Genomic DNA, 21,152 nt, shown 5'->3' with positions numbered 1-21,152 from the left:
AGCATTCGCCGCGCACCGAGACCTTGGTGACCTTGTAGCCGAAATCCTCGTCGGGCATCACGCGCATGGTGATGATCTTGGATTTCGACTGCGCGCGCGCCTTGACCCGCCACAGCCCTCCGTTGAACAGGCCCTTCTTGCGGTTGTTGCGCAGGCAGACCAGCTTGTCGCCGGCGACCGGCAGCGGATCCTCGATGTTCAGCCGCTGCCGTACCCGCATGTTGTAGGCGCGGCGGGTGTTGTTGCGGCCGACCAGCACCTGGTCGGCGCTCATCACGCGGTCCGGATCGAGCTCCTTGCGTGACACCACCTCGCTCTCGCCATGACGGCCGATCTCGAGCTCGCGGCCCTCGCGGATGTCCATCGACATCCGCACGATCGGATCGTCCTGCGCCTGGCGGTGCACCTCGGTCAGCATCGCGTCCGGCTCGGCGTCGGTGAAGAAGCCGCCGCCCTGTATCGGCGGCAATTGCGCGGGATCGCCGAGCACGAGCAGCGGGCAGTCGAACGACATCAGATCGCGGCCGAGCTCGGCGTCGACCATCGAGCATTCGTCGATCACGATCAGCTTGGCCTTCGAGGCCGGCGCGTCGTCCCAGAGCTCAAAGCTCGGCTGCTCGACGCCGGATTCCCGGGCGCGATAGATTAGGGAATGAATCGTGGAGGCGCTGTCGCAGCCCTTGTTGCGCATCACGAGCGCCGCCTTGCCCGTGAAGGCGGCGAACTTCACCTCGCCGTCGACACCCTCGGCGATGTGCTGGGCGAGCGTGGTCTTGCCGGTTCCGGCATAGCCGAACAGGCGGAACACCGGCGGCGTGCCGTTTTGGCCGGGCTTGGCTTTCAGCCAGTCGGCGACGGCTTTCAGCGCGGATTCCTGATGCGGCGTAAAGGTGGTCATGAGCTTTCGGAGGAAGGAGCGCGCGACCGATAGCGCCGCGACTCACACCAATACAAGCTAAACATTCATGCGTGCCAGGCAAGCCGCCTCCCGCTGCACGGAATTGGAGTTTCACCCCCGAGGCTGGACTTGGCCTTCCCCGCCACTAGACTGATCCAAAACAACAAGCGGTCGGGACCACGACAAGTGGTCGGGAACGCGACCTTGGGAGTGATGACGCCATGAAATTCGGCATCTTTTACGAGCTGCAACTGCCGCGCCCCTGGAACGACGGCGACGAGCTCAGGCTCTACCAGAATGCGCTGACACAATTGGAGACCGCCGACCGGCTGGCTTACGACTACGCCTGGGTGGTGGAGCATCATTTCCTCGAGGAATATTCGCACTCGCCGGCGCCGGAATCCTTCCTCGCCGCAGCCAGCCAGCGCACGAAAAATATCCGGCTCGGCCATGGCATCTTCCAGCTCACTACCAATCATCCCGCGCGCGTCGCGGAGCGGGTCGCGGTGCTCGATCTGCTCTCAAACGGCCGCTGCGAGTTCGGCATGGGCGAGAGCGCCTCGATCACCGAGCTGACGCCGTTCGGCCGCGACATGGAGACCAAGCGCGAGGTGTTCGAGGAGGCGGTCCAAGCGATCTTCCCGATGTTCACCAAAATCGGCACCGAGCATCGCGGCAAGTATTTCGACATCCCGTTGCGCAACGTGGTGCCGAAGCCGGTGCAGAAGCCGCATCCGCCGCTCTGGATGGCCTGCTCGCAGCTGCCCACGATCGAACGCGCCGGGCAGAACGGATTTGGCGCGCTCGGCTTCCAGTTCGTCAGCGCCGAAGCGGCGCATGCCTGGGTGCACGCCTATTACAACGCCATCACCAAGCGGCTGAAGAAGCTCGCCGACTACGAGATCAATCCCAACATGGCGCTGGTCTCGTTCTTCATGTGCGCGAAAACGGATGAGGAAGCACGCCGGCGCGCCGACGGCGCGACCTTCTTCCAGTTCGCGCTGCGCTATTACGGCCAGTCGCAGAATCGGCAGCGGCCGGCACCCGGCACCGTCAACATGTGGGATGAGTACAACAAGTGGAAGCGCGAGAATCCTGAGGCGCAGGAGGCCGCGCTGCGCGGCGGCCTGATCGGCTCACCGGAGACCTTGCGCAAGAAGCTGCGCCGCTTCCGTGCCTCGCATATCGACCAGGTGATCCTGCTCAACCAGGCCGGCAAGAACACGCATGAGCATATCTGCGAGTCGCTCGAGCTGTTCGGCAAGGAAGTGATGCCGGAGTTCCAGCACGATCCCGAGCACGATGCCTGGAAGCAGGGCGTGCTCGATGGCTCGATCCAGCTCGAGGAGATCGACACCCAGGCGTACTCGGACCGCTACGGTAAACTCGCGGTCAATGTCGGATCGAAAGCCGCCGCTGCTGGCTGATCGATTGTTGTGCAGCGACCTCGCGTTTCCGTGAGGAAAATAATTCGCTACACGCGATCTGCGCTTTAAAAGAAACCGCACGCGCGATGCCTGCACCGAAGTGCAGGCATCGCTATTTTTGTGCGGTGCTCGACAGCTTCATTCGCGCGCTCCATCATCCTGGCATCGCATGATCATGCGGCGCGCGTGCGCGCTTGATCGTCAGGAGAGTCTTGGAATGAAGCGTCGTGAGTTCCTTCAACTGTCGCTGGTCATAGCTGCCGCGGCTGCGCTGTCGCGCGGTGTGCACGCACAGGCCGACGCGAAGGAAATTCGTATCGGCTACCAGAAGAACGGCGTGCTGGTCATCACGCGCCAGCGCGAGGCCTTGGAAAAACATTTCAAGCCGCAGGGCGTCAGTGTGAAATGGGTCGAGTTCTCCTCGGGCCCGCCGATGATGGAAGCGATGAATGTCGGCAGCGTCGACTACGGCGCGGTCGGCGATTCACCGCCGATCTTTGCGCAGGCCGCGGGCGCGGCGATCGTCTATGCCGCGGCGCAGCCGATCATCAACGGGTCAGGCATCCTGGTGCCGCAGAATTCGGCAATCAAAGACATCGCCGACCTCAAGGGCAAGCGCGTCGGCTTCACCAAGGGATCCAGCGCGCATAACGTCGTGATCCAGACGCTGGAGAAGGCCGGGCTGACCTATGACGACATCACCCCGGTCTATCTGACGCCGCCGGACGCCGGTCCGGCCTTCGCCAATGGCGGCATCGACGCCTGGGCGATCTGGGATCCGTATTTCGCGATCGCCGAGACCAGGCAGAACGGTCGCATTCTGGTGAAGACCCGCGACATCACCAAGACCAATTCGTTCTACATCGCCAACCGCGACTTCGCGAACCGGCACGGCGTACTGTTGCAGCAGATCGTCGATGTCACGACGTCGAGCGCGAAATGGGCAGAGGCGCATCCCGACGAGGTCGCGAAATCGCTGGCTGCCGTCACCGGCGTGCCGCTCGATATCCAGACCATCGCGGCGAAGCGGGCGGGCTTCTCGGTCGGCCCCATCACTGATGACATCATCGCGACCCAGCAGGGTGTCGCCGACCGCTTCTTCAAGCTCGGCCTGATTCCGAAGCAGATCGCGATCCGCGACATCGTCTGGCGCAATCCCCAGACCTGATCGGCGCGCGTTTGGTTATTTCAATGCAGAGGATATTCCCATGACGCGTTTCTTCCGGCGCTGGATTGCCCGCGCGGTACTGTCGGTCAGCATTGTGGCTGCGACCGTCAGCGCCTCCTACGGTCAGGAGAAGGTGGTCCGCATCGGCTATCAGAAATACGGCAAGCTGGTGCTGCTCAAGAGCAAGGGCTCGCTCGAGGAGAAGCTGAATTTGGTCGGCACCAAGGTGGTGTGGACCGAGTTTCCGTCCGGGCCGCCGCTGCTCGAAGCGCTCAATGTCGGCGCGATCGACTTCGGCAACACCGGCGAGGCGCCGCCGATCTTCGCGCAGGCCGCCGGCGCGCCGATCCAGTATGTCGCCTATGAGCCACCGGCGCCGAAAGGCGAGGCGATCCTGGTGCCGAAGGACAGCCCGATCAAATCGGTCGCCGATCTCAAGGGCAAGAAGATCGCGCTGAACAAGGGCTCAAATGTCCACTATCTGCTGGTGAAGGCGCTGGAGAAAGCCGGCGTCAAATATTCCGAGATCGAGCCGGTGTTCCTGGCGCCGGCCGATGCGCGCGCGGCGTTCGAGCGTGGTGCGGTCGATGCCTGGGTGATCTGGGATCCGTTCCAGGCCGCGGCCGAGGCTGCGACCGGCGCGCGCACCATCGCCGACGGCACCGGCGTCGTCGCGAATTATCAGTTCTACTTCTCTTCGAAGAAGTTCTTGCAGGCCGATCCGAAGATCGTCGAGCTCGTGCTGGCGCAGCTCAGCGAAGTCGATGACTGGGCCAAGGGCGATATCCACGCCGTTGCCGAGCAACTGGCGCCGAGCATCGGCCTGTCGGTGCCTGTCGTGGAGGTCGCTTTGAAGCGGCAGGCCTACGGCATCAAGCCGGTCACCGACGCCGTGATCGCGGACCAGCAGCAGGTCGCCGACACGTTCTTCGCGCTCGGCCTGATCCCGAAACAAATCAAGATTTCCGACGTCGCATGGAGGCCGGGCACGTGAGCACCCCAACCAACGCCAACATCCTCTGGTTCCTGCCGACCCACGGCGACAGCCGTTATCTCGGCACGTCGATCGGCGGCCGCGAGGTGAACTTCAACTATCTGCGCCAGATCGCGCAGGCCGCCGACCAGCTCGGATACTACGGCGTGTTGCTGCCGACCGGGCGAAGCTGCGAGGATTCCTGGGTGGTGGCCTCGGCCGTCGCGCCCTGGACCGAGCGGCTGCGCTATCTCGTTGCGGTCAGGCCTGGCCTGCAGTCGCCGAGCGTCGCCGCGCGCATGACCGCGACCTTGGACCGGCTGTCGAACGGGCGTCTGTTGATCAACGTCGTCACCGGCGGCGATCCGATCGAGAACAAGGGCGACGGCATCTTCCTCGATCACGACGAGCGCTACGCGGTGACGCGTGAATTCCTCAACGTCTACAGCGATCTGCTCGCCGGCAAGACTGTCAATGTCGAAGGCAAGCACATCCGGATCGAGGATGGCCGCCTGCTGTTCAATCCGGTGCAATCGCCGCGCCCGCCGCTGTATTTCGGCGGCTCGTCAGACGCCGGCATCGACGTCGCGGTCGATACCGTCGACAAGTACCTCACCTGGGGCGAGCCGCCGGCACAGGTCGCCGAGAAGATCGCCAGAGTGAAGGCGGTTGCCGCGCAACGCGGCCGCAAGCTGTCGTTCGGCATCCGTCTGCATGTGATCGTGCGCGAGACCAATGCAGAGGCGTGGCGCGCCGCCGACGAGCTGATCCAGCACGTCACCGACGACACCATCGCTGCCGCGCAAAAGATATTTTCACGGATGGACTCGGTCGGCCAGCAGCGCATGGCGCAGCTGCATGGCGGGCGACGCGATCAGCTCGAGATCAGCCCGAACCTGTGGGCCGGCGTCGGCCTGGTGCGCGGCGGCGCCGGCACCGCGCTGGTCGGCGATCCCCAAACCGTTGCGGCGCGGATCAAGGAGTATCAGGACGTCGGCGTCGATACCTTCATCATGTCGGGTTACCCGCATCTCGAGGAAGCCTATCGCTTCGCCGAGCTGGTCTTCCCGCTGCTGTCGCTGGCGCAGCCGGGCAATGTGAGGCCGATCCGCGTCAACACCGGGCCGTTCGGCGAGACCATCGGCAATGACTACCGTCCGCAAAAGCAGGCATCGCAATCATGAGCTTGATCGACAGTTTACCGCGCGTCGGCGCACCGAAGCTTCCGAAGGTCGACGGCCTGATCCCGTGGGTCGTGCCGCTCGCGATCGTGCTGGTCTGGCAGCTTGCCTGCGTCACCGGTTTTGTCCCCTCGCGCGTGCTGCCGGCGCCGACCGATGTCGCGCTGGCGGGATGGAAGCTGCTACTGTCTGGTGAATTGGTCCGCAACATCTGGGTCAGCTTCTGGCGCGCCTCGATCGGCTTTGTGATCGGCGGCGGCATCGGCTTCGCCTTCGGCCTCGCCAACGGGTTGTCGCAGCTGTCGGCGAAACTTACCGACACCACGCTGCAAATGGTGCGCAACATCCCGCATCTGGCGCTGATCCCGCTGGTCATCCTGTGGTTCGGCATCGACGAGTCGGCAAAACTGTTCCTGGTCGCGCTCGGCGTGTTCTTCCCGATCTATCTCAACACGCTGCACGGCATCCGCACCGTCGATCCGCAGTTGATCGAGATGGGCCGCATCTACGGCATGACCGACGGCGAGCTGTTCCGCCGGGTGATCTTCCCGGGCGCGCTGCCGTCGATTTTCGTCGGCCTGCGCTTTGCGCTCGGCATCATGTGGCTGACCTTGATCGTCGCCGAGACCATCGCGGCCTCGTCGGGCCTCGGCTACATGGCGATGCAGGCGCGTGAGTTCATGCTGATCGACGTCGTCGTGCTCTCGATCCTGATCTACGCCTTGCTCGGCAAGCTCGCCGACAGCGCCTCGCGGGCGCTGGAGCGGCTCACCCTGTCGTGGCACCCCGCCTTCCAGAAGAAGTGAGAGTGAGAATGCAAGAAGCGCTTCGTTTCCAGCCCGTCGACGCCGAGCCGGTCGACCACGCCGACATCGTCGTGAAGTCGCGGCACCTGCGGCGGGTGACCGATAATGCGGCCCGCGGCCTGTCGCTGACCATCCGCGGCTTGCGCAAGGCGTTCGGCGACAATGAGGTGCTGCGCGGCATCGACCTGCACATCCCCTCGGGCCAATTCGTTGCGATCGTCGGCCGCAGCGGTTGCGGCAAGAGCACGCTGCTGCGCCTGATCGCGGGCCTCGACGCGCCGACCGCGGGCAGCATTGCCTTCGGCGAGGAGCCGCGGGCGCAGGACGTCCGCGTCATGTTCCAGGAGCCACGCCTGCTGCCCTGGGCGCGGGTGCTGTCCAATGTCGAGGTGGGTCTGGGGCGTGAGCGCTCCTCGGTCGATGCGCAGGCGCGTGCCGAGCGCGCGCTGGTCGAGGTCGGCCTCGGCGACAAGCGCACCCAGTGGCCGTCGGTGCTCTCGGGCGGCCAGAAGCAGCGCGTCGCGCTGGCGCGGGCGCTGGTCAGCCAGCCCCGTGTGCTGGCGTTCGACGAACCGCTCGGCGCGCTCGACGCGCTGACGCGAATCTCGATGCAGCAATTGCTGGAGCGGGTCTGGCGCGACCAGGGCTTCACCGCGATCCTGGTGACGCATGACGTCGCCGAGGCGGTTGCGCTCGCGGACCGCATGCTGGTCATCGAGGATGGCCGGATCGCGGAGGATGTCACGATTGATCTGCCGCGGCCGCGCCGGCGCGGCTCGGCCGAGCTCGCCGCGCTGGAAGGCGAGATCCTGAAGCATCTGCTCGAAGGCAGCGAAGACACTCTGTGAGGTCGCCATGAACACCGTCGTCCGCAATGTTTCGATCGAGCCCGCGGTCACCGCCGCCGACTTCCGCGGCGCGATGCGCCACCTCACCGGCGGTGTCAGCGTCATCACGGCCGGGCGCGGCAAAGACATCTCGGGGATGACGGTGACCTCGGTGTCGTCGCTGTCGGTCGAGCCGCCGTCGCTGATCGTCAGCATCAATCGCGCCGCCTCGTCGTATCAGCTGATCGCGCGCCATGGCGTGTTCGGCGTCAACATCCTGACCGCGGATCAGCTCGACATCGCCGAGCGCTTCACCGGCAAGGGCGGCCTGAAAGGCGCGGAGCGGTTCTCCGGCGCCGAGTGGACCACGCGCGCCTCAGGTGTCCCGCTGCTGGTCGGCGCGCTCGCCGCCGTCGACTGCGAGGTCGAGGAGATCATCGAGCGGCACTCGCACGCGATCGTCATCGGCCGCGTGCTCGACGTGATCGCATCGCAACGCAACGCCGCGCTGGCTTATTGGCACGGCGAATACGTCGCGATCGACCATGACGAAGACGCCGCGCGGCTGGCCGAGGTCAGCCTGCCGTCGCGTCACGTCCATGCTCCGGGCGTGCTTAAAGCGCGATGAGATTGAATCGTCATCGCGCTTGAGATTCTTGCTCCAGCAGGATCCGGAGAACCGCTTCGCACTTTTCCGGGTCATGCTTTAGCGCAGCGTTGCCGGTCCTGATCGGCCTTCAGTAGACTGCGCTCAGGGACGCCGGGCTGTCGATGATCACATTGCTGCCGCGAACGCCAGCCCATACGGCCTGGATGGTCTGAGCCGTATTGCTCAGCGGAATGCCGACGACCAGCGTGGTCGGGACGCGGCCGAAGCTCGACGGGGTCCCTTCATTGTAGGTAAAGCTCGCGACGACCGGCGAGGCTGTGCCATTGACGGTGACGCCGAACACGCCGCCTGGAATATCGTTGCCCATGGCATAGGGATTGGGAACGTTGAGGGTGATGATCGCGGTGGTGCCGACGCCCTCCGGGATCGTCAGGCTGAGGCCTTGCATCGGCGTGAGAGTTGCGGAGTTGGTGGACAGGGTGCCGGCGGTCTGCACGTAAAGGGCCATATCACTCTCCAGTTGTCGAAATATAAAAGCGCAATAGGAGATTGAATACGGCAACTGGCTGCAAGATTCAAGGGATCAACGGCAAGGCAGCCGGCGCGGCATGTTGGCCGTGGCGCTTTCCCGGCAAGCGCACTAAAAGCCGCGGATGTTTCGGAGACGTGACGGTTCGATGAAGCGCCTGGGAGCCTGGCTGTTCTATTTCGTCGGCGCAATCGCCGTCGCCTATCTGGCGCTCTATGCGTATGCGGCGTTCACCGGCCGCGAGATCACGCCGGGCGATCCGATTCGGATCTTTCGCAAGCCCGACGCGCCCAGCTATTCGTGAGGCGGGGCAGGCGGCGGGATTGCTCCGCCGCCTCTCTTTTTCTTAACCGGCGTTCGCCATGCGCTGATAGTCGGGCGCGCCATTGCCGGCCGGGGTGATGGGAATGCCGCCGTCGGCATATTCGTTCAGCTTGTTGCGCAGCGTGCGGATCGAGATGCCGAGGATGTTGGCCGCATGGGTGCGGTTGCCGAGGCAGTGCTTCAGCGTTTCCAGGATCAGGTCGCGTTCGACGTCGGCGACGGTGCGGCCGACCAGCGCGCGGGTGACCTGCTCGGCGGCGAGCGTCGCGTGCGCCACCGCGGGCGCGGTCTTGGCAAGGTCGAGGCGGTCGCCATCAGGGGTCAGGATCGCGTCGGGACCGATCTCGTCGCCCTGCGCCATCAGGACCGAGCGATGGATGGTGTTCTCGAGCTCGCGGACGTTGCCCTGCCAGCGGTTCGCGGTCAGGACGCGGCGGGCCTCGGTCGAGATCGGGCGGACGGGAAGGCCGTTGGCCTCGGCGTATTTCCTGGCGAAATGCTGCGCCAGTTCGAGGATGTCGGCCGGACGATCACGCAGCGGCGGGATCTTCAGGTTGACGACGTTGAGGCGGAACAGCAGGTCCTCGCGGAAGGTGCCTTCGCGCACCGCCTCCGACAGATTGCGGTTCGAGGTCGCAATGATGCGGATGTCGACGGGCACGGGCTTGGTGCCGCCGACGCGATCGATCACGCGCTCCTGGATCGCGCGCAAGAGTTTCGATTGAAGGCGGACGTCCATTTCGGAGATTTCGTCGAGCAGCAGCGTGCCGCCGGTCGCTTCCTCGAACTTGCCGATGCGGCGGGCCACCGCGCCGGTGAAGGCGCCTTTCTCATGGCCGAACAGTTCGGATTCCAAGAGGTGCTCGGGGATCGCCGCGCAGTTGATCGAGATGAACGGCCGCTTGGCGCGGGCCGAGCGGGAGTGGACATAGCGCGCCAGCACCTCCTTGCCGGTGCCGGACTCGCCGGTGATCATGACGGACGCGTCGGAGCCGGCGATCTGCTGCGCCAGCTTGATCACCCGGCCCATCGCCTCGTCGCGATAGATCAGGTCGCGCGCATCATTGGCGACCGCGGCGAGCACGGCTGCGATCAGCTCGGGGTCGGGCGGCAGCGGGATGTATTCCTTGGCGCCGGCGTGGATCGCGGCGACCGCGGCGCGGGCATCGTTGGAGATGCCGCAGGCGACGATCGGCACGTGGATGTGCTCGGCCTCGAGCCGCATCACGAGGTCGCGGATGTCGAGGCCGACATCGACCAGCAGGAGGTCGGCGCCCTTGCCGCCGCGCAGCACGTTCATCGCCTGCTCGGCAGCTTCGGCGTGGGTCACCGAAGCGCCGTTGTCCATCGCGATCTTGGTCGCGGTCGTGAGCTGGCCCTTCAGGGTGCCAACGATGAGAAGCCGCATGATGATCTCCTGTTCGTCTGGTCGCGCAGGTTTCGCGCGCTACCGTTGCATTCGTTTAAGAGCGTTCTGCCTTGATGATTTCGGTCATGGTCACGCCGAGCTTGTCTTCCACCAGCACCACTTCGCCACGCGCCACCAGGCGGTTGTTGACGTAGATGTCGATCGCCTCGCCGACCCGGCGGTCGAGTTCGAGCACGGTGCCCGGTCCGAGCTTCAGGAGGTCGCCGACGTCCATCTTGGAGCGGCCGAGCACCGCCGAGACCTGCACCGGCACGTCGAACACGGCCTCGAGGTCGGCCGCGATGCGCGCGGCATTTTCGTCCTCGTTGTAGCCGATGTCGTCGATCCCGGGCGCGTCGGCGGCGTTAAGATCGGGAAGCGGGACTTGGGTGTCGGTGTCGCTCATGGTTCAGCCCTCAATCGCCTTCAGCCTGCCTCGCCGCGGGACGCCAGATAGCGCCCGACGAGTTCGTTGATCTTGCCTTCGATCGCGGCGCGCTCCAGCACGACGCCGCCATCGGCCCATTCGATCCGGCAGTCGCCGGTCGCAATGGTCGGCTCGGCCAGGATCACCAATCGGCCCTGGAAGCCGGAATGCGCCGCCATCTGCTCGATGTTGTGATGCGCCGCCTCGTAGAGCGCGTCGTTGATCCGGACCACGAGATGCGGCGTTGCCACCAGATGCGAGAAGCAGTCGGAGACCAGCGCGGTGATCTCGCCGAGCGGCTCGCGCGCGATCAGTTCGGCGCAGAGCTTGCGGGCGACCGCGACCGCAACATCGACGGCTTCGGTCTCCATCCGCGTCTCGATGCCGGCAAAGCGCGCCGCGATGCCCTTGATCGCGGTGCCGATTTCCTCCAGCGCCTGCGCCATGCGACGGTCGCTCTCGACCTTGGCCTCGCGCAGCGCGGCTTCATAGCCGGCGCGATAGGCACGCGCTTCGGCGTCGGCGACCTTCTGGGCGACCTCGGCGGGCGTCGGCGCGCGCTCGCGCGAGCGGTCCGGGGCCGAGAAGTCGGTGTCGAACAGGAATTTTGCGGGTGCGGCCATCAATACACCAGCTCGTCGTCGGCGCGGTTCTTGGTCAGGGTGATCTCGCCGCGGGCGGCGAGGTCCTTGGCGAGGTTGACGAGCAGCGCCTGCGCCTCGTCGACGTCGCGCAACCGCACCGGGCCCATCGCGGCCATGTCGTCCATCAGCATCTTGCCGGCGCGCGAGGACATATTGCCGAGGAAGAAGCTGCGCACCTCCTCGTTGGCGCTCTTCAGCGCGACGCCGAGCTTGTCCTTGTCGATGTTGCGCATCAGCGTCTGGGCCGAGGCGGAATCGAGCTTGATCAGATCGTCGAAGGTGAACATCAGCGCCTTGATACGCTCGGCGGATTCGCGGTTCTCTTCTTCCAGCGATGTGATGAAGCGGGTCTCGGTCTGGCGGTCGAAATTGTTGAAGATCTCGGCCATCACCTCATGGGCGTCGCGGCGGCGGGTCTGCGACAGGTTCGACATGAACTCGGTGCGCAGCGTCTGCTCGACGCGCTCGATGACTTCCTTCTGCACCGCCTCCATGCGCAGCATGCGGCCGACCACGTCGAGCGCGATGTCCTCGGGCAGGATCGCGAGCACGCGCGCGGCGTGCTCCGGCTTCAGCTTCGACAGCACCACGGCGATGGTCTGCGGGTACTCGTTCTTGAGGTAGTTGGCGAGCACCTCTTCCTGCACGTTGGAGAGCTTCTCCCACATGTTGCGGCCGGCCGGACCGCGGATCTCGTCCATGATGCCGGTGACGCGCTCGGCCGGCAGATATTGCTGCAGCAGCCGTTCGGTGGCGTCGAAATTGCCCATCAGCGCGCCCGAGGCCGACATCCGCGAGACGAATTCCAGCATCAAATCCTCGACCACGTCGGCCTCGACGGTGCCGAGCGTCGACATGTGCACCGACAGCTCGCGAACCTCCTCATCGTCGAGCATCGACCAGATCTTGCCGCCATATTGCTCGCCGAGCGCGAGCATCAGGATCGCGGCGCGCTTGGGGCCGGGCAGCGGCTTGCCCTTGGGCCGGGCGCTCTGCCGGTTCGCCAGCGTCGAGAGGACGGTGGCGATGTCGTTGGCGTTGGTGGTCTGGGGTACGGCGGCCATGTCAGTTCTCTACCGGCTCGCTCAGCCATTGACGGACGATGGAGACGGTCTCGTTCGGATTGCGCTCGGCGAGTTCGCCGACCCGATGCACGGCCTGGGCGTGGACCTGGCCCTGGATCTGGGCGACGTCGATCAATTGCGCCGCGCCGCTGCCGGCCGGAATCAGCGCCTGGCCGGTTGCCCCAGCGCTCTCGGCATGGGCTTCGGCCAGCGCCGGCACGCCGCCACCTGCCAGCGCCGGGATGACGTCGGCCGCGACGATGCGCTTGACCAGCGGGCGGACCACCATGAACAGCACGACCAGGCCGAGCATCATCATGACGCCGAGCTCGATGACGTACATCACGTCATCCTTGGTGAATTGGAGCATGCCGAGCAGGCCGGTCGGCTCGGTGATCGGCTGCGAGGCAGGCGGCTCGGCGAAGCGCAGGTTGACGACCTCGACCTGGTCGCCGCGCTTCTGGTCGAAGCCGATCGCGGAACGGACCAGGGCGGCGATGCGGTCGAGTTGCTCCTTGGAGCGGTCCTGGTAGACCATCTCGCCTTTTTCGTTCTTGGAGTAGGCGCCGTCGACCAGCACCGCGACCGAGATGCGGTTGACGCGGCCGGCCTCGGTCACCTCGGTCTTGGTGGTGCGGGAAATCTCGTAATTGTTGGTTTCCTCGCTCTTCTTGCTCTGGTCGCGGGCGCGGGCGGCGTTGTCCTGATTCTGGCTGCCCGGCAGCTCGTTGGCGACTGTGACCTGGCCGGAATTGTCGGCGGTGAGGCTCGATTCCTCGCGGGTCTGGGTCGAGCGCAGCACGCGGCCCTCGGGGTCGAACTTGTCCGAGGTCTGGGTGATCTTGTTGTAGTCGAAGTCGGCGGAGAGCTGGACGCGGGCGCGGCCGGCGCCGACCACCGAGGAGACGATGTCCTCGACCTGCTTGCGCATCCGCTTCTCGAAGGCGGCGCGGCGCTCGTCGCCGACAGCGGCATCGGCGTCGGATTGGGCGCCATCGGCGAGCAGCTGGCCGGCCTCGTCGACGATCGAGACCCGCTGCGGCTTCAGCCCGTTGACGGCGGAGGCGACCACATGGCGGATCGCCCGGATCTGCTGCGGCTCCAGCGACCCGCGGACCCGCAACACGATCGAGGCCGACGGCTCCGGGGTCTCGCGCGAGAACAGCGGCTTTTCCGGCAGCACGAGGTGGACGCGCGCGGCCTGGACGCGGTCGATGGCGCGGATGGTGCGGGCGAGCTCGCCCTCCAGCGCCCGCAAATGATTGATGTTCTGGACGAAGCTCGTGGTGCCCAGCGCGTCCGACTTGTCGAAGATCTCGTAGCCGACGCCGCCGCCCTTGGGCATGCCGCCCTCGGCGAGCTTCATTCGGAGCCGCGTCACCTTGTCCTTCGGCACCATGATCGCCGCGCCGTCATTGCGCAGCTCGAACGGGATCGCCTGGCGCTCCAGCTCCTTGATAATGGCTGAGGAATCCTCGGTCGACAGGTCGGTGAAGAGGGTGGTCATCTGCGGCGTGGTGACACGCATGATGACGAAGGCGAAGAAGCCGATCAGGGCCGCGGTGACCGCAACCATGGCCGCGAGGCGGGCCGCACCAAGACCTCTCAGGAAAGCAACCAGACTTTGCACCAACGGCCCCCAGGGATTCGGCCCACGCGGGTCCGACTGGGCAAATATTGCCTAGGGTATGGTTTCCATATGGTTAACGAAGGTTAAGGACCGCGGCAAAATCGCGGACATGAAAAAAACCGGCTTCGCAGGGCAAAGCCGGTTTTCGTCAAATGCCACTTGTATTGACGGGATTTACTGCCGGTACTGCTGGATCCGGGTGGTGCGCAGTCCGGCCAGACCATGCTGGTCGATCGAGAACTGCCAGGAAAGGAATTCATCGACGGTCAATGTGTAGCGGCTGCAGGCCTCCTCGAGGGAGAGCAGGCCGCCGCGAACCGCAGCGACGACTTCGGCCTTGCGGCGGATGACCCACCGTTTGGTACCGGGGGCCGGCAAATCCGCAATCGTTAACGGGCTGCCGTCAGGCCCGATGACGTATTTCACCCTCGGGCGATGGGGTTCTGTCATGGCGTACTCACAAACTCTCAACCACTGAACTCGCAAGGGATAAGCTACGCCTCCCGGTTTAAAATTTGCCTAAGCCCAAGCGTTCAATACGAATCTCGTTGGAACGGCCGGGAACAAGGCGCCGGCTTGTGCCCTCCAGCGCACCCAGCTTGCAGCGGAGCAAGCGGTACCCCTCTCCCTAACCCTCCCCCGCAAGGGGGGAGGGAACCGGCCCGCCGGTGCGTCCCGCACGTCTCTTATGTATAATGACTAGAGTGAGGTGAGCACACTAGTCGGGCTCCCTCCCCCCTTGTGGGGGAGGGTGGGGAGAGGGGTAAGCCCCGGGCGAGATGATCAATTCGAGGCCTTGCTCCTGCAATCTCGGCTGCACGCCACGGTGCGCCTCGAGCGTGGTGTCCGCATTCAGTTCACCGATCCTTGATCGTCACATCGGCGCCGCGCGTAACCACGCGCGGTTGCGTGCGTAGGAGAGGTTGTCCGCTCGCCGCAGGTGGGCGCGCTTCGCCAATCCTTCCATCCGAGCCCTTATCATGATGATGAACAGACGCACTTTCTCGACCGCCCTGCTTGCCGGTGCGGCAGCTTCACTGGTGTCCTCGCGCGGCATGGCCACAACCACGCCGCCGGTAAGGGCGCGCAACGTCGTGCTGGTGCACGGCCTGTTCGCCGACGGCTCCTGCTGGTCCGAGGTCATTCCGCGATTGCAGACCGCGGGGCTCAATGTGACATCGGTGCAAAATCCGTTGACCACGTTGCCGGAAGCGGTCGCCTCGGCGCAGCGCGTGCTCGATCGCCAGGATGGCCCGACCGTTCTGGTCGGCCATTCCTTCTCCGGCATGATCGTCACCGAGGCCGGCGTGCATCCGAATGTTTCGGCGCTGGTCTATGTCGCCGCGCGCGCACCCGATGCGGACGAGGACTACACCGCATTGGCAAAAACCTATCCGACGCCGCCGGCAAGCGCCGGCATCGTGTTCGACGGCGACGAGGGCCGGCTGAGCGAAGCCGCGTTCCTGCGCGATTTCGCCGGCGACCTGCCGGAGGCAAAGGCGAAGGTGCTCTATGCCGTGCAGCAGCCGTTCCACAAGCAACTGCTCGCGGGCAAGACCAGCCATGCCGCCTGGCGCAGCAAGCCGAGCTATTACGCCGTCTCCACCGAGGACCGCACCATCAATCCCGATCTCGAACGCTTCATGGCAAAGCGGATGGGCGCCACCACGATCGAGCTGAAGGCCAGCCATCTGGCGCTGATCTCGCAGCCCGATCCGATCGCGCGGCTGATCCTCGACGCCGCAGGACGGCCGGAGTGAGTGTTGGCAGCGGACCCCGCTTCACCTCGCCCCGCGTGCGGGGAGAGGTCGGAACGCATCGTCAGATGCGTTCCGGGTGAGGGGGAGTCCCCGCGATCGAAATTGTCACCGTATGTGCGGCGACAGCCCCCACCCCAACCCTCTCCCCGTAAGGACGGGGAGAGGGAGTAGAGCGCCATCGCCGATCTCAGCGCGCTTACAGAATGTGCGCGCCGTGACTGTTGAGGATGCCGTGATCGCCAGTGATCGGGATCAGATCATGGACCGCAGTATCGACATCGACAGGCGCGCTCGCCGTATTGCCTGAGGCGATGTTGCCGGCCAGCGCATGGCTGAGGTTGAGGCCGCCGAGCAGGTTGCCGACCAGCCCATCCGTTCCGGTGCCGCCGAGCGATGGAATGCCGAGCGGGCTATTGCTGCCGGTCAGTGCGCCGAGATCGAGTAGGTGCGGTCCGTTCGGCCCGACATCGACGGCATTGACCTCGACGGTATGATGATCGCCCGAGGTCGGCGCAGCCAGGATATCGATCGGTGTCCCGTTCGCCTGCGTCGGACCGACGTCGACCGTAACAAGATGGCCGCTGTTCGGGTTGCTGAGGCTGCCGACGATGCCGCCCAGCAGTCCGCCATCGCCGGCATTGTTGCCGCCATTCGCGGTCACCAGCGGCAGGCTTTGCAGGTCGTGGCCGAGATCGTGGATCAGATTGTCGACCGGATTGGTCGGGTCGTCCTTTCCATTGACCACACCGGTGAGCAGAGCGGCCGGCACGGCGTCGACCGCATGCGCGGTGTCGGTGAGATCGGCGCCGAGATGCGTCACGGCGTCGGACGTGTGACCTGCCAGGACTTCGCCTGATGTGTTGAGCACGTCGGTCAGGAGATTGGAGTGCCCGTCGGCCGCAGGCGCTGTGCCGAGCTGGCCCAGGCCGACGGTGCCGGCGAGATTGGTGACGGCGTGAACCGCATTGACCAGTCCGGCCTCATGCCCGATCGTGGTGAGCAGACCGCTCGCGTCGGACGCCGCGCCGTTGACCGCGTTCAGCACGGGTTGCAGCAGTCCGTTCTGTCCGGCGAGCGCGAGGCCGCTGTTCTGGCCGAGACCGGCCGGGATAGCGCCGATCGCATTCACGGTAGCGGAGAGATCGGTGCCGAGATTGGACACGGCGTCGGACGTGTGACCTGCCAGGACTTCGCCTGGCGCGTTGAGCACGTCGGTCAGGAGATTGGAGTGCCCGTCGGCAGCCGGCGCGGCGCCGAGCTGCCCGAGCCCGACCGTGCCGGCGAGGCTGGTGACGTCGTGGACCGTGCTGTCCAGTCCGGCCTGCTGCCCGATCGAGGTGAGAAGACCGCCGGCGTTGGCCGTGGCCGCATTGACCGGATTCAGCACAGGCTGGAGTAACCCGTCCTGTCCGGCGAGCACGAGGCCGTTGCCGAGGCCTGGCGATCCACCGCTTCCGGAGCCTCCGCCGGTGGACGTACCTCCACCCGAAGCGGTGCCGCCGCCCGAGCTACCGCCTCCCGTAGTGCCACCACCCACGCCACCAGCGGAGCTGCCGCCGCCGGAGCTGCCCGTGCCGCTATCCGACGCGCCGGAACCCGATGATCCCGTCATGCCGCCCGACGAAGAGCCGCCGCTTCCGGCATCCGCGCCGCCACCACCCGCCGATTGTCCTGATGATCCGGAGCTGCTTGATCCAGAATCGCCTCCGGGAGCAGTGCCCTGTCCCATGGCCTGATACTGATCAGCATACGCATTCGGGTCGCTCATGTGGTTTGCCTCCGTGTTGCGTCTAACCGGAGCAAAAACCGAAGCTTGAGCGGAATGGTTGCGTCGCGAATGCGTGCGCGCCTGAACATGGCAAATGGTCGATGTCGCGCACGATTCAAATTTTCATCAAGAGCGGTGCGTTGGCGACTGAATTGCACGGGTTGCAAAGGAGCGTGATGCAGCTCACGGCGTGTGCGCGCGCGGCACGTCATGGTTGGGGCGTCGCATCGGAGCGACGAATGGAAAACAAAGGACCCGACATCATGGCCAACATCGACCATAAGCAAGGCACCTACACGATTGCCGCCAATGCGACCCAGCCTTTCACGTTCTGGTGGGGAAAGGATTCGAAGGCGCCCAACGAGTTTTTCGACGTGTCGATCGCACCGCGTTTCGAGAAGAACCTAACCCCGATGGAGCCTCTGCACGAAACGGACCGGGCCGTGTACTGGGACTACCGCGGCGGTGTCGGCGTCGTGCTGATCCTGACCCTGAAGAACAGCAACAATTTTCCGGTCACGTTCGAGGCCAACCACGTCCGTATCTATTGAGGCGGCGAGGGCATGAAGCGGGCCGCGCCCGTTGCGCGGCCGGCATCGGGCGAATCCGGCAGAGTCAGATAACGCTCGACGACGACCACATGTGCAGGATCACGATCAAGCGCCATGGCAGGACGACCCAGAACAAGTGGATCGCCCGAAACTCGCCGGCCTTTCCCACGAACAGCATAAGGGTGGCGAACCAGATCGCATAAAGGACGAGGCGCGAAGTGGCTGCCTCCAGTCTGATATCCCGGCGCGCGCTTACTCGCCGGCTGCCGGCGGCAACCGTTCCCGGAGCGCTGCAATCTCGAGCATGACGGTGATGGCGATCGTCTTGAGGCGAGCATTCTCGGCTATCGTCTCGGCGAGCTGCGGAGGTGTCGCTGCCGCATGCTGGCGGGCGTTCTGGGCGAGTTCTGGCGGTGTGGGGCGTGTCGTGTTCACGAGCTAACTCTTGCCGGTGGTCGAGGCGACCAGCCTGTGCTGCTGCGAAGTTTCAGGGCAGAATCGGCGCTCAAGCGCGCAAATGAAGATAGCGCCCGCTAGCTTACAGGCAGCTTACGCGGAACAATTTATTGCTGATTGTGTCTGAGGCGCCGCTCCGGCAATGCCGGGGCGAGCAAAGCTCGGACAGATCATGTCGCGAGAATGTAGCGCTGTGGCCCATACTCGCTGTCGTCCCTGCGAAAGCAGGGACCCATAACCACGAATGGTCGTTGTCTTGCGGTGTCGGAACGACGAGTCCCTTTCACGACATCCGCCGCGGTGTATGGGTCCCTGCTTTCGCAGGGACGACAGGTCTGTGTGCAGCGGAGACCTTTAGCTTAACTGCTGCTGCCGCCGGTCGCGCCGCGCACCACGCGCTTGATCTTGTCGGTGGTGTAGGTCTGGCCGCCGATCGAAAGCAGCGGCGGAGAGGCGGTCAGGTCGACGGAGTCGACCACGCCCTGGATCTCGGTCGAGATCGCAAGGTCGTTGCCCTTGGAATCCTTGCCGGTCGCGGTCAGCGTGTAGGTGCCGGCCGGCCACTGCGTGCCGTCATTGCCCTTGCCGTCCCAGACGAAGCTGGCATTGCCCTGCTTCAGGTTGAAATTGCCGGAATAGGCGGTCTGGCCGGTCGCGCTCGTGATCGTGATGGTGGCGCTGGTGGCTTGCGGGGACACCAGATTCCAGGTCGCGGATTTGTTGAACTGGGTCTTGCTGCCGTCGACCGCGACCGTGTTGCCGACATAGACCAGCGCCTGCGTCGACTGTGCGCTCTTCTCGATCGCGATCAGCTGCTTGAGTTGATCGTTGGACTTCAGCTGCTGTTCGACACCCGCGAACTGCACGAGCTGCTGGGTGAACTGGTTGGTGTCGAGCGGATCGAGCGGGTTCTGGTGCTGCAACTGCGTCGTCAGCAGCGTCAGGAAGGTCTGGAAATTGTCGGCGATGCCTTGTGACGAGGTCGTCATGCCGGTGCCGGTGCTGCTGCTGCCGGAGCTCGTTCCGTTGCTGGTGCCCGGTGCCGAAACGACCGGCGTTGGCATGGTTGCATCGACTGCCATGGTGAACTCCTTACACTCTGATATCGACGCCGCCGAGGGCGCTGCTTGCGCGGCCGTAGGAGCGGCCTGCCGCGGCGGCGGGAACGCTGTCCTCCTCAGCGACAATCAAACGATGGGCGTTCGGATTGGGTTGGCTGTTGTTGTTCTGACCCGACTGCGACTGGTCGCGCAGGCTGAACTGCAATCCACCATTGCCGGTCGACAGGCCGGCATTGTCGAGCGCGCGCTGCAGCTGGTTGGCGTCCTGGCGCAGCATCGATAGAGTTTCCGGGCGCTCGACCGTGAGATGCGAGGTCACCTGGCCGTTGCGATCGACATCGATGCGGACATCGATGCGGCCGAGCTCGGCGGGGTCGAGCCGGATCTCGAACCGGCTCTTGCCGCTCTTGGCGGAGGCGGCGATCTGCATCGCAAGCCCGCTGAGCGGCACGGCGGCGCTTTGCGCGGCGTTGGTCACGGTCAATTGCGCGGTTGCCGACGACGTCGTCTGGGTGGCGAGTTGTGGCTGGAGTGCATTCGCCGCCTGCGCGCTGGGATCGGGCGCCGTGACCTGGGACTGCGCAGCGGCCTGGGCGCCGGCCGCCGGCGCGGCCTTGCCGTCGCCGCTCGCATCGGCCTTGATCGCATCGGCTGCGCCGTCTGCGTCGGCCTTCGCCTTGCCGGCAACCGCAGCCGGCTGCGCAACGGCGGGAACGATGTTGGTCGGCGCGGCCTGTGCGGTGGCGTTGCTGCCCTGGGCTGTGCTGTCCTGGCCGGCAGGCGCGGTCGCAACCGCGTCCTTGGTGGTCAGCTGTGCCTTGGCTTGCGGCGTCGTCTTGGTGGCGGGCGTTCCCGCGGCGACGGTGGCGGCGAGTGTCGCATCGCCGGTCGCTGTCGCTGCGCCCGCAGCCGTTGCCGTATCGGAGGCGGTGACCTGTCCCTCGCTCTTGACGCCGGCCGCCTTGGCGACCTTGTCGGCATTCGCGGCGGTGGTCGCCGCGGTTGCAGCTTCGGCGCTGGCCGGCGCGCCGGTGCCGGCGGCGGCAGCGGTACCGGCGATCGCCGAGCTTGCTGCGATGGCCGCAGCCGCGATCGCGAGAGGCGCGGCGGGCTGGCCGGAAGGCGCGGTCGCCGTCACAGCCGGGTCGGTCGCCGTTGCTGCGGCAACGGGAACGGCAACCACGGCGTTGGCCGTTGCCGCGGTGGATGGATCCGCCTGCGGCACCGCTTGCGTCGTGGCCTTGTCGCCGGTGGATTGCGTATCGGTGCTCGACTTCGAGTCGTCCGATTTCGATTTCGACTTGGTCTTGCGCGGCGCGTCGCTATCGCTGTCGTTATCGACCTTGGTGTCGTCGCGCGAACTGCCGGGGTCTCGCGACGTCCGGTCCGGAGCGGTGCTGTTGTCGCGGGAGCGTCCGTCGGTCGTCGAAGACGAATCGTCGGATCGGCGCGCGGGCGCCGGTTGGGAGTCGTAACGGCTGTTGTCGTTCGTGGACGTCGTGTTGCTGTCGACCAGCGCGGCAAAACCGTCGTTCCCCGCCTGCGCGGCGGGATCGGGCCGCGCCGACCGAGCCGTCGCGCCCTGAAAAGACCGGCCTGCCAATGCTTCCGACGTGACGCTGACCACTGCCAACCCTCGC

22 protein-coding genes are annotated in these 21,152 nt (G+C 65.4%); 10 read left to right on the top strand and 12 right to left on the bottom strand.

The annotated features are described in order from the left end of the window. Window positions 1-898 (bottom strand): DEAD/DEAH box helicase (locus tag QMZ05_RS02455; protein ID WP_353699316.1); only part of this gene is annotated, 898 nt, incomplete at its 3' end. Window positions 899-1,119: 221 nt separating this feature from the next. Here QMZ05_RS02455 and QMZ05_RS02450 point away from each other — a divergent pair. The 7 genes from QMZ05_RS02450 (at window position 1,120) to QMZ05_RS02420 (ending at window position 7,908) form a co-directional block, all read left to right on the top strand. After that, window positions 1,120-2,325 carry an LLM class flavin-dependent oxidoreductase gene (locus tag QMZ05_RS02450; RefSeq protein ID WP_353699315.1) on the top strand — a complete coding sequence of 402 codons (1,206 nt, stop codon included), beginning with the start codon at window positions 1,120-1,122 and terminating at the stop codon, window positions 2,323-2,325. A gap of 217 nt (window positions 2,326-2,542) precedes the next feature. Beyond that, a complete protein-coding gene (locus tag QMZ05_RS02445; protein WP_353699314.1) occupies window positions 2,543-3,493 on the top strand; it encodes a sulfonate ABC transporter substrate-binding protein in 951 nt (316 codons plus the stop codon). Window positions 3,494-3,533: 40 nt separating this feature from the next. Further along, window positions 3,534-4,487 carry a sulfonate ABC transporter substrate-binding protein gene (locus tag QMZ05_RS02440; RefSeq protein ID WP_353699313.1) on the top strand — a complete coding sequence of 318 codons (954 nt, stop codon included), beginning with the start codon at window positions 3,534-3,536 and terminating at the stop codon, window positions 4,485-4,487. Further along, the gene (gene ssuD, locus QMZ05_RS02435) at window positions 4,469-5,650 is read left to right on the top strand and encodes an FMNH2-dependent alkanesulfonate monooxygenase (protein WP_353699312.1); all 1,182 of its coding nucleotides are present in this window, start codon (window positions 4,469-4,471) and stop codon (window positions 5,648-5,650) included. Before QMZ05_RS02440 ends, ssuD begins: the two co-directional genes overlap by 19 nt. Next, complete coding sequence (locus QMZ05_RS02430) at window positions 5,647-6,453, top strand: ABC transporter permease subunit (RefSeq protein WP_353699311.1); 807 nt, start codon at window positions 5,647-5,649, stop codon at window positions 6,451-6,453. Before ssuD ends, QMZ05_RS02430 begins: the two co-directional genes overlap by 4 nt. A gap of 8 nt (window positions 6,454-6,461) precedes the next feature. Beyond that, a complete protein-coding gene (locus tag QMZ05_RS02425; protein WP_353699310.1) occupies window positions 6,462-7,301 on the top strand; it encodes an ATP-binding cassette domain-containing protein in 840 nt (279 codons plus the stop codon). A gap of 7 nt (window positions 7,302-7,308) precedes the next feature. Then, window positions 7,309-7,908 carry a flavin reductase family protein gene (locus QMZ05_RS02420; protein ID WP_353699309.1) on the top strand — a complete coding sequence of 200 codons (600 nt, stop codon included), beginning with the start codon at window positions 7,309-7,311 and terminating at the stop codon, window positions 7,906-7,908. A gap of 109 nt (window positions 7,909-8,017) precedes the next feature. Here the strand turns inward: QMZ05_RS02420 and QMZ05_RS02415 are convergent, their stop codons facing one another. After that, window positions 8,018-8,398, bottom strand: coding sequence for a hypothetical protein (locus QMZ05_RS02415; RefSeq protein ID WP_074132080.1), 381 nt, complete (start codon window positions 8,396-8,398; stop codon window positions 8,018-8,020). 169 nt (window positions 8,399-8,567) lie between these two features. Here QMZ05_RS02415 and QMZ05_RS02410 point away from each other — a divergent pair, with 169 nt between their 5' ends. Continuing rightward, the gene (locus QMZ05_RS02410; RefSeq protein WP_353699308.1) at window positions 8,568-8,723 is read left to right on the top strand and encodes a hypothetical protein; all 156 of its coding nucleotides are present in this window, start codon (window positions 8,568-8,570) and stop codon (window positions 8,721-8,723) included. Window positions 8,724-8,765: 42 nt separating this feature from the next. Here QMZ05_RS02410 and QMZ05_RS02405 read toward each other — a convergent pair whose 3' ends face one another. From QMZ05_RS02405 to QMZ05_RS02380, 6 genes are all read right to left on the bottom strand, one after another. Beyond that, complete coding sequence (locus tag QMZ05_RS02405; protein WP_353699307.1) at window positions 8,766-10,151, bottom strand: sigma-54 dependent transcriptional regulator; 1,386 nt, start codon at window positions 10,149-10,151, stop codon at window positions 8,766-8,768. 55 nt (window positions 10,152-10,206) lie between these two features. Continuing rightward, complete coding sequence (gene fliN, locus QMZ05_RS02400; RefSeq protein ID WP_050631817.1) at window positions 10,207-10,557, bottom strand: flagellar motor switch protein FliN; 351 nt, start codon at window positions 10,555-10,557, stop codon at window positions 10,207-10,209. A gap of 20 nt (window positions 10,558-10,577) precedes the next feature. Further along, window positions 10,578-11,201, bottom strand: coding sequence for a FliH/SctL family protein (locus QMZ05_RS02395; RefSeq protein WP_353699306.1), 624 nt, complete (start codon window positions 11,199-11,201; stop codon window positions 10,578-10,580). Next, window positions 11,201-12,286 (bottom strand): flagellar motor switch protein FliG, encoded by a 1,086-nt coding sequence (gene fliG, locus QMZ05_RS02390; protein ID WP_021077001.1) that lies wholly within the window; start codon window positions 12,284-12,286, stop codon window positions 11,201-11,203. The genes QMZ05_RS02395 and fliG overlap by 1 nt, the downstream gene beginning before the upstream one ends. A gap of 1 nt (window position 12,287) precedes the next feature. Further along, complete coding sequence (gene fliF, locus QMZ05_RS02385) at window positions 12,288-13,916, bottom strand: flagellar basal-body MS-ring/collar protein FliF (protein WP_353699305.1); 1,629 nt, start codon at window positions 13,914-13,916, stop codon at window positions 12,288-12,290. Window positions 13,917-14,090: 174 nt separating this feature from the next. Continuing rightward, entirely contained in the window at window positions 14,091-14,366 is a 276-nt protein-coding gene (locus QMZ05_RS02380) for a DUF1153 domain-containing protein (protein ID WP_002714638.1), read from the bottom strand. A gap of 530 nt (window positions 14,367-14,896) precedes the next feature. Here QMZ05_RS02380 and QMZ05_RS02375 point away from each other — a divergent pair. Next, window positions 14,897-15,676 carry an alpha/beta hydrolase gene (locus QMZ05_RS02375; RefSeq protein ID WP_353699304.1) on the top strand — a complete coding sequence of 260 codons (780 nt, stop codon included), beginning with the start codon at window positions 14,897-14,899 and terminating at the stop codon, window positions 15,674-15,676. Window positions 15,677-15,872: 196 nt separating this feature from the next. On the opposite strand, the gene QMZ05_RS02370 is transcribed toward QMZ05_RS02375, so the two are convergent. Next, window positions 15,873-17,444 (bottom strand): hypothetical protein, encoded by a 1,572-nt coding sequence (locus QMZ05_RS02370; protein WP_353699303.1) that lies wholly within the window; start codon window positions 17,442-17,444, stop codon window positions 15,873-15,875. Window positions 17,445-17,545: 101 nt separating this feature from the next. Between QMZ05_RS02370 and QMZ05_RS02365 the strand changes: the two genes are divergently transcribed. Then, window positions 17,546-17,995, top strand: a complete 450-nt coding sequence (locus QMZ05_RS02365; RefSeq protein ID WP_353699302.1) for a hypothetical protein — start codon at window positions 17,546-17,548, stop codon at window positions 17,993-17,995. Between the two features lie 252 nt (window positions 17,996-18,247). Here the strand turns inward: QMZ05_RS02365 and QMZ05_RS02360 are convergent, their stop codons facing one another. The 3 genes from QMZ05_RS02360 to QMZ05_RS02350 form a co-directional block, all read right to left on the bottom strand. Beyond that, window positions 18,248-18,430, bottom strand: coding sequence for a hypothetical protein (locus tag QMZ05_RS02360; protein ID WP_353699301.1), 183 nt, complete (start codon window positions 18,428-18,430; stop codon window positions 18,248-18,250). A 380-nt stretch (window positions 18,431-18,810) separates the two neighbouring features. Further along, window positions 18,811-19,533: a flagellar hook capping FlgD N-terminal domain-containing protein gene (locus QMZ05_RS02355; RefSeq protein WP_279708514.1), complete on the bottom strand. Its 723-nt coding sequence runs from the start codon at window positions 19,531-19,533 to the stop codon at window positions 18,811-18,813. A 10-nt stretch (window positions 19,534-19,543) separates the two neighbouring features. After that, complete coding sequence (locus QMZ05_RS02350; RefSeq protein WP_353699300.1) at window positions 19,544-21,139, bottom strand: flagellar hook-length control protein FliK; 1,596 nt, start codon at window positions 21,137-21,139, stop codon at window positions 19,544-19,546. Window positions 21,140-21,152: the final 13 nt, after the last annotated feature.

The organism is Bradyrhizobium sp. INPA03-11B, from assembly GCF_040446015.1.
In the GTDB taxonomy this organism is placed as follows: Bacteria; Pseudomonadota; Alphaproteobacteria; order Rhizobiales; family Xanthobacteraceae; genus Bradyrhizobium; species Bradyrhizobium macuxiense_A.
Note: the sequence above shows the minus strand (reverse complement) of the source record. Positions and strands in the feature narration are given on the sequence as shown.